Annotated in this window: 7 protein-coding genes and 1 pseudogene; 5 read left to right on the top strand and 3 right to left on the bottom strand. The window is 56.8% G+C overall.

The genetic code is table 11. The features are described from left to right. Window positions 1-120 precede the first annotated feature (120 nt). The 5 genes and pseudogenes from ACP7D4_RS27340 to ACP7D4_RS27360 all read left to right on the top strand — a co-directional run. Window positions 121-855 (top strand): annotated as a pseudogene (locus ACP7D4_RS27340) (IS91 family transposase); the annotation flags it as partial. A gap of 1253 nt (window positions 856-2108) precedes the next feature. Then, window positions 2109-2603: a hypothetical protein gene (locus ACP7D4_RS27345; RefSeq protein ID WP_426212536.1), complete on the top strand. Its 495-nt coding sequence runs from the start codon at window positions 2109-2111 to the stop codon at window positions 2601-2603. Window positions 2604-2774: 171 nt separating this feature from the next. Further along, on the top strand, window positions 2775-3044 hold the full coding sequence (locus ACP7D4_RS27350) for a hypothetical protein (protein WP_426212538.1): 270 nt from the start codon (window positions 2775-2777) through the stop codon (window positions 3042-3044). Window positions 3045-3090: 46 nt separating this feature from the next. Then, on the top strand, window positions 3091-3444 hold the full coding sequence (locus ACP7D4_RS27355) for a DUF7677 family protein (protein WP_426212540.1): 354 nt from the start codon (window positions 3091-3093) through the stop codon (window positions 3442-3444). A gap of 169 nt (window positions 3445-3613) precedes the next feature. Further along, window positions 3614-4180 carry a hypothetical protein gene (locus tag ACP7D4_RS27360; protein WP_426212542.1) on the top strand — a complete coding sequence of 189 codons (567 nt, stop codon included), beginning with the start codon at window positions 3614-3616 and terminating at the stop codon, window positions 4178-4180. A gap of 336 nt (window positions 4181-4516) precedes the next feature. Here ACP7D4_RS27360 and ACP7D4_RS27365 read toward each other — a convergent pair whose 3' ends face one another. The 3 genes from ACP7D4_RS27365 to ACP7D4_RS27375 form a co-directional block, all read right to left on the bottom strand. Beyond that, entirely contained in the window at window positions 4517-4948 is a 432-nt protein-coding gene (locus tag ACP7D4_RS27365) for a guanosine-3',5'-bis(diphosphate) 3'-pyrophosphohydrolase (RefSeq protein WP_426212544.1), read from the bottom strand. A 224-nt stretch (window positions 4949-5172) separates the two neighbouring features. Further along, window positions 5173-5709: a TlpA family protein disulfide reductase gene (locus ACP7D4_RS27370; RefSeq protein WP_426212546.1), complete on the bottom strand. Its 537-nt coding sequence runs from the start codon at window positions 5707-5709 to the stop codon at window positions 5173-5175. Further along, window positions 5706-6227: a hypothetical protein gene (locus ACP7D4_RS27375; RefSeq protein WP_426212548.1), complete on the bottom strand. Its 522-nt coding sequence runs from the start codon at window positions 6225-6227 to the stop codon at window positions 5706-5708. The genes ACP7D4_RS27370 and ACP7D4_RS27375 overlap by 4 nt, the downstream gene beginning before the upstream one ends. Window positions 6228-6535: the final 308 nt, after the last annotated feature.

Below are 6535 nucleotides of genomic sequence, written 5' to 3' on the forward strand. Positions count from 1 at the left end.
TGCCCCCCGTCCCATGAATGCCTGCGGAAAAGGTCCTCCGAAAAAACATCGCGACAAGTTCCAAAATTCAACCTCGAATAGGATGGTACGCCGCCCCTAAAATACTGCGGAACGTAACAATGGGGATCAGCGCTGACGCACCGTCCCCATGTGCACGGCATTGTTCCGGGTGGAGGACTGTCGCCTGATGGCGCACGCTGGGTAGCGTGCAAGCATGGCTTCTTCTTGCCGGTACGGGTGCTCTCACGTCTGTTCCGGCGGCGCTTCCTTGAAGCGCTCGCGCAGGCCCACGCTAGCGGACGACTGCAGTTCTTCGGCGAATATGCTGCGCTGGTGAAGGCGCGCGCCTTCACCGACTGGCTGGCGCCGCTGCGCAAATGTGAATGGGTAGTGTATGCCAAGCGACCATTCGCGGGCCCGCAGGCCGTGCTGGCTTATCTGTCCCGCTATACGCACCGTGTGGCCATCTCGAACCAGCGCCTGATTGCGCTCGATGAACGAGGCGTCACGTTTCGCTGGAAAGACTATCGCGCCAAAGGGAGAATGGCGGTCAAGACCATGACGCACACAGCGCCCGAATTCATGCGCCGCTTCCTGCTGCACGTGCTGCCGAGCGGCTTTCACCGCATTCGCCACTATGGGCTGCTTGCCAATGCCGGGCGAAAAAGCAATCTCGCACGCGTACGCGAACTGCTGCAGGTCCCCGCCCAGGTCCCAGCAGCCAAAGACTTGAAGACCGAGGCCGCCCAAGCGACCTTCGTCTGTCCTCACTGCGGTGCCGGCATGGTGATTACCGCGACTTTGCCACGTCGCTACTCAATCAGAGCGCCACCTGCGTCGCGAGGTGCAAAATGACGCAGTCAATGCCAAAGCGTTCAACTGATCCACCATCGTCGGCGTCACAACCCGCCGTCCGGGGACGGGTGTGTCGTTCACAGAAATTCGGCCTCCGAGCGTATGGTGTATCAGCAAAAGATGGAGACGCCCGTTCCGTCGCAGGCCAAAACGTGGTCCCAATGACCCGATTGGCTGGGCTACTGGAGCATTCCGTGTTCATTCGATCAGTCAAATCCCCATAGGCCTGTAGAACAGCGGGCCGCAACTACACATCCCGCGGTTTCCTCCCTTGAGGCTTGTACGACGCCTGCCCGCTTGGGGCAGCGGCCCTATTGCATTCTCGACAAAGGGCAGGCATCCTACAACCCTAAACAGAAGCGGCCATCGGGAAAAGGCCGCCGTCAATTCATAGCCTCTTGGAAGATAACTATGTCGAAAGTTTGTGACGATTGCGGGACGGTTGAGGGCAGTTTGCACGAGGCCTTTTGTACACGAGAGCGTTGTCCATTTTGTGGAAATCAGCTCATTTCTTGTAGATGTATATCGAAGATATTAGAGCTTGATGTCGAAGAGCAGAAAGCGTTTGATGATTACGAGGACGACTCTGTAGAGCCTCTTGCCGGGGTTGTCCGCCGCTGGGTTAAGGCACTTGATCGCAAAGGCCGTATTCCATTTTAAAGCGGCAAACGGCCAAGAGCATCCCGTCGCGCAGCCCCACGCTAAACAGGAACTACACGTTAGGTAATATGCCATATTTTACATGTATCACAACAATCAATGATGCCATCTATCTCTCGCAAGCTGCGGCAGCTGACGCCGCTTCCGCTCTTCGAGAGGCAGTTGCTAAACTGCCGTACGATGACGGGACTGGCCCATTCGACGACGAGCTTGAGTGGCTTCTGCAAGTTTCTAACGGAGCAGTTCCAGTCACAATGCACCCTCTTGGCCACTGTAAGAACACTTGGCTTTGGTTGGAGGGCGCGCGATATGAGCCAAAATACCTCACTTATGTAATTCAAACTGATGTGTCGCAAGTGGCCTGAAAATTTAATCAACCAGACGGCTTACGCGCGCTCCAGCCGGGTCAGCATCACGTTGAACTCGCCTATTGATGTGCTCGTAAGTCCGCTAAGGGGCGGCAGCCGCCTATCTTGCCCACGCCGGTTCGCCGTCGAGTACAATCTGCAGAGATCTGCCAGTGGCAACCGATCGGCATTTAAACATCGCCTATCGCTGCTACCTAACCGTCGTGCCACCAATTTCTTCGAAAAATGAACGTTAATTTCCTCGCCCGCGGGTTTTCCTCTGCCATGGTTTTCTGGGTTCTGTTCGCCAGCCACGTGACCGCGCAAAGTCAGCCAACTGCTGCCCTGGACGCTCAGAGTCCGGGTGCCGCAATTGGCATCATGAAGTCGACACTCCTCACGATTGGCGTTATGACTAGTAGATGCAAAACTCTGTTTCCAGCGACCGCTGACAAAATTGACGCAGAGTTATCGACTTGGAACCAGGCCGAAGCGCATGTGATATCGACGACAAACGCACACTGGCTCGTGAAAATCGCCGAGGAGCCCCAGTTGAATACCATTGCGCAATACTCGGCAGATACCATTTCCAAGCAAGTCGATTCGATACTGAATACGCCCGGCGGGCATGGGAAATCGGTTTTAGGAAAAGTCTGCGACAACTACTTTTCACAACTGAATACGGGGGCGCTCCGCCGTAGGACGCCAAAGGTATTCGAATTCATAGACCAGATGAAATAGGTTGCGGGGCGCCTCCGTGTGCCCCGAGCGGTTCAGTTGACTCTGGTAAGTATCTGCTTTGGGGCGGCAGCCGTCGAGGTCGGCGCCCCGCATCGAAGGTCGAGTACAATCGGCAGGGGGACCGGCCAAAAGCGGCCCGTCGCCGTTCCGCTCTATTTTCGAAATCAAGCTATGCCAATTTACGTAAAGCGACATTGGAACGAGACCCGAGGTGATCAGTATGATACTTGGGGCACCTCATGGTGGTACTTCGAAGTCGGAACTGATGGCTGGGTAACTCGGCAGATCGAGCAGTACAATTCCGGTATGCAGCTTCGCTATGGTCCTGAGCACGAGGACGACGAATTTGGCGGCCTCGCTCAAGCAGCACTCACGCTAGCGGAGCCGGAGTACGTGCCGATTTCTCATCAGGAATTCACTGCGCTTTGGCAGCGCTTGTAGCGCCACCATCGGCCAGGAGCAGACGTCGCAGTAACTTGGAATCCCAATGGGAATTTTTTCGAAATCGAAAGACACGGGCAACCCGCCACGCTACCCGGAAAAGTTGAGCTCGCAGTTTTCCGGGGCGCTACGTACGTTCAGCTTTTGGATAGCGAACGGAACTGTAGGGCTTCCGCTGCTCGAGGGAGTAGATTACCGCGCGGAGCTGTTCGCGTCGCCTAGCGTGATGGAACAGGCTTACGCCATCTTTGCTAACGTAATTCGGTTGTCTGACGATGGAACGCCGACAAACGAAAAACATGCTGAGCATCGAGCAGCGCAATACATACGCAGCTACTGCGATCCGACGTACGTAGTGCATCCTCCTTTCGAAGATTGGGAAGTTGAACTGTTCGGTTAAGGCTTTAGAGTGCGGCAGATTCAACCGTTGCAACGCTCTGCTCCTGGCGGTAGCGGCCGCTCAAATATGATGTCCACATTCGGCCATAACCAGACATACATATGCGAGCTGAACCTCTACATCTAGCAGGCCAACATTCTAAGCGCACTTATTACGCAGATAGATTTACATGGTAAACACATCAGTTTCTGTTGCCTATGTTCGCGGTGAGATCACAGTAATCGACTATTGGAAAGCCGCATTTCCAGATTCGGCTTTTGATGAGCAGTGCTGTGAACTTATTGAATGGGCAGAACACTTTCGCGCAGTTGTCAATTCGGGTTTTTGGCGAATGGATGCGCTCGATCGGCTTGACCCATTTTGGATGCACACCAATGGCTTGGCTACGGTGTCAAAACTTCATGATTTCGCAAATTACGAACGGGGCAGGAATCCAAGCAGCGTTTACGCAGCATGGCTTTCTATTGCCGTGAATCTATTCCATGGTCGAGATCATCTGGATTCTGCCCCGTGGAAGGTGCTATTTAATGCCCGCGTTGCAGAACCCAGGCTACCGATTTGTACCGCCTACTCCATGTCACCTTACTGGACGGACGGGTGTGTCGGCCGCGTTGTCGTGCTCGCTCGAGACATGAATCTAGAGTCAGTATTTGAACATGCGTTGAATTGGCTCGCGAGTAGGGGAACAATGCAAGCAGGCTGGTCCAATGACGTACTGCACGCGCTCAATTCCTAGGTTCGCTGTTGACGCTACGCGCTGAAATGCGTGCTCGGGATTGAACGACCGCATTTGCGAACTACGACCACTACGACCGGCCGCAACGGGGCGTAAACGGTCATTCAAAAATTGTTGCTGACCGTGCCGCTGGTGGCGGTGCCAGGGGAATATTATGGAAAGCAAAATCAGCTCTCGACCCAACATGTGAGGCGTTCTTTGACTGTGGCTTTTCATAACCAGCCGCTTTCCATAAGAACGCTTATGCTCTGCTGAACATAACCGTTCAACTGCACCTCAAACCCCAGCTACGCACACAACGAATCCCCCTTCCCTGTTTGACGCGTCAAACGGATCTCAGCCTGCTCCTTGCGCTATCAGATAAGCGCAAACCTCATGATATTCCTTGAGCCTCAGCGCATCCTTGCCATACGGCTCGGCGATGCGCTTCAAATCCATGTTGTCGCGGGTATCGGCAAGCTTTACATGCAGGGCAATCGGGTGCGCGGCGGCGCGACGCGCTGCGTCGATCCGGCTTTCGCCTTCACGCTTGGTCAGTGCACTGACGGCTTCGACTATGTGGCTGGAAAATCCCTCACGTGCCAGGTCTTCCAGCGTCACATGCGTGTCACCGACCAAGTCATGAAGAGCGGCGGCGATCTGCTGTTCAGTCGTCTTGACCGCAAGCATGACACGCAGGGGATGCAAAATGTACGGGTTGCCGCAGCGGGCTATTTGATTGGCGTGTGAGGCGGCTGCAATTTCGATTGCACGTTCCAGGGTAGACATGGCAGCTCCGAAAAAGGAGATTAGACAGATAAACGACGCGGCTTGTGCGGCATTTGCGCCAGCCACAGCGCTTGCAGGAAACAGCGCGCTGTCTGGCGGAGTAGCGGCGACCCCACCAAAGCTTGTAATTCTATCAAATATTGCTGCATCATCGAGGACACGGTAATACACGCGCACGTGAGCTTGCCGCGTTCAGGCTTAAGGTTTGGAAAAGATCAGCCCCGCTACGGTTGAATCGATGTTCGTTTTTTCCCGCGGTCCCCGGCAGGCATCTTCGCTTGGACCAGCTGCCATTGCGCTAGTCTGGCCGGATTGATCAGGCCTGAATAGGCGCTTCGTTTCCCCGTGGCGTCGTACCAATAGCTGCGGGGCTTCTCGCCGCGCCAGGCGGGATCAACGGCATAGCGCAGGCGCTCCGGCGCCTCATTGCCATAACTCCAGGCGTCGTCCAGCAGCCGCAACGATGCGAGACGGGTGCGCACTTGCCCGCTCAAAACGGGGTCCGACATGGGGGCGGTCGTTACAGTGACAATATCAAGCGTGGGATCGGCAGCGCGCGCTTTCGCCAATACGTCCAGGCTGGCCTGGCAGAATTCACAATCCATCGACCAGACCAGCAGCAGAAAAGGCTTGCCGTGGTGGCTGGCGACGATCTGCTCAAGGCTGGCGGGCTCGAATGGCTTGATCGGATGCGCCTGCGCCAGCCCGGCAACCCCAAAAAATGCAACGAGAAGCGATGCGACGCGTTTTTTCAGCTTCACGCTGCAGCCTCCACCCGGTGAACGACGACGCCTTCGTCTTCAGTGCGCCACACCAGCCACATGGCGCTGCCGTCACTGACCAGGTGCGGATGGTCGGATGCGCCGCGCGTCGTGACCAGCGCCCGCTCCTGCCATGCAGGGCGATTGCCGCTCGAGAGCCGGAGCATCACCTTGGTCGCCTGCCCGTCGAATTCTTTCCACACCACCGCCACGGCGCTCCCTGCCGCAAAGACTTCGCCGTGCCCGGCCTGCGCGCCACCCAGGCGCACCGGTTTTCCAGCCCGGCCGTTCAGCCCCGCCACAGCGTAATACAAGCCACCGCGCTCGTCGCCGCCGGTGAACCAGACCTGGTGGCGGCGGCCCCGGGCATCGAACGCGAGCGCCGGACCGTGGTGGGGACAGGCATCGATGCGCCAGTTGTCAAAGCTGATCCGTGTCAGCGCGCCGGGCCGCCCGGCCGGCGCCAGGATGGCCATTGCATGGTCGCGCACGTTGGGCGCAAATACGTGGCGCCACATGGCCGCCACATCACCGTTCGGGGTAAGGGCCAGTGCGATCCGGCAGCATTCACAGCAATGGTCGGCGACTTTGACGTCTGGCCCGAAACTGGCGCCCTCGTCGCCCGAGACGGCATAGTACAGCGCCGCGCCCCGATACGCTCGCCCGGCTTTTCGCGCGGCGTCGCCATCGCGCTTGTCGATCCAGGCTGTTACGTTCCGCAGTATTTTAGGGGCGGCGTACCATCCTATTCGAGGTTGAATTTTGGAACTTGTCGCGATGTTTTTTCGGAGGACCTTTTCCGCAGGCATTCATGGGACGGGGGGCA

Source organism: Massilia sp. TWP1-3-3 (genome assembly GCF_049897805.1).
In the GTDB taxonomy this organism is placed as follows: domain Bacteria; phylum Pseudomonadota; class Gammaproteobacteria; order Burkholderiales; family Burkholderiaceae_D; genus Telluria_A.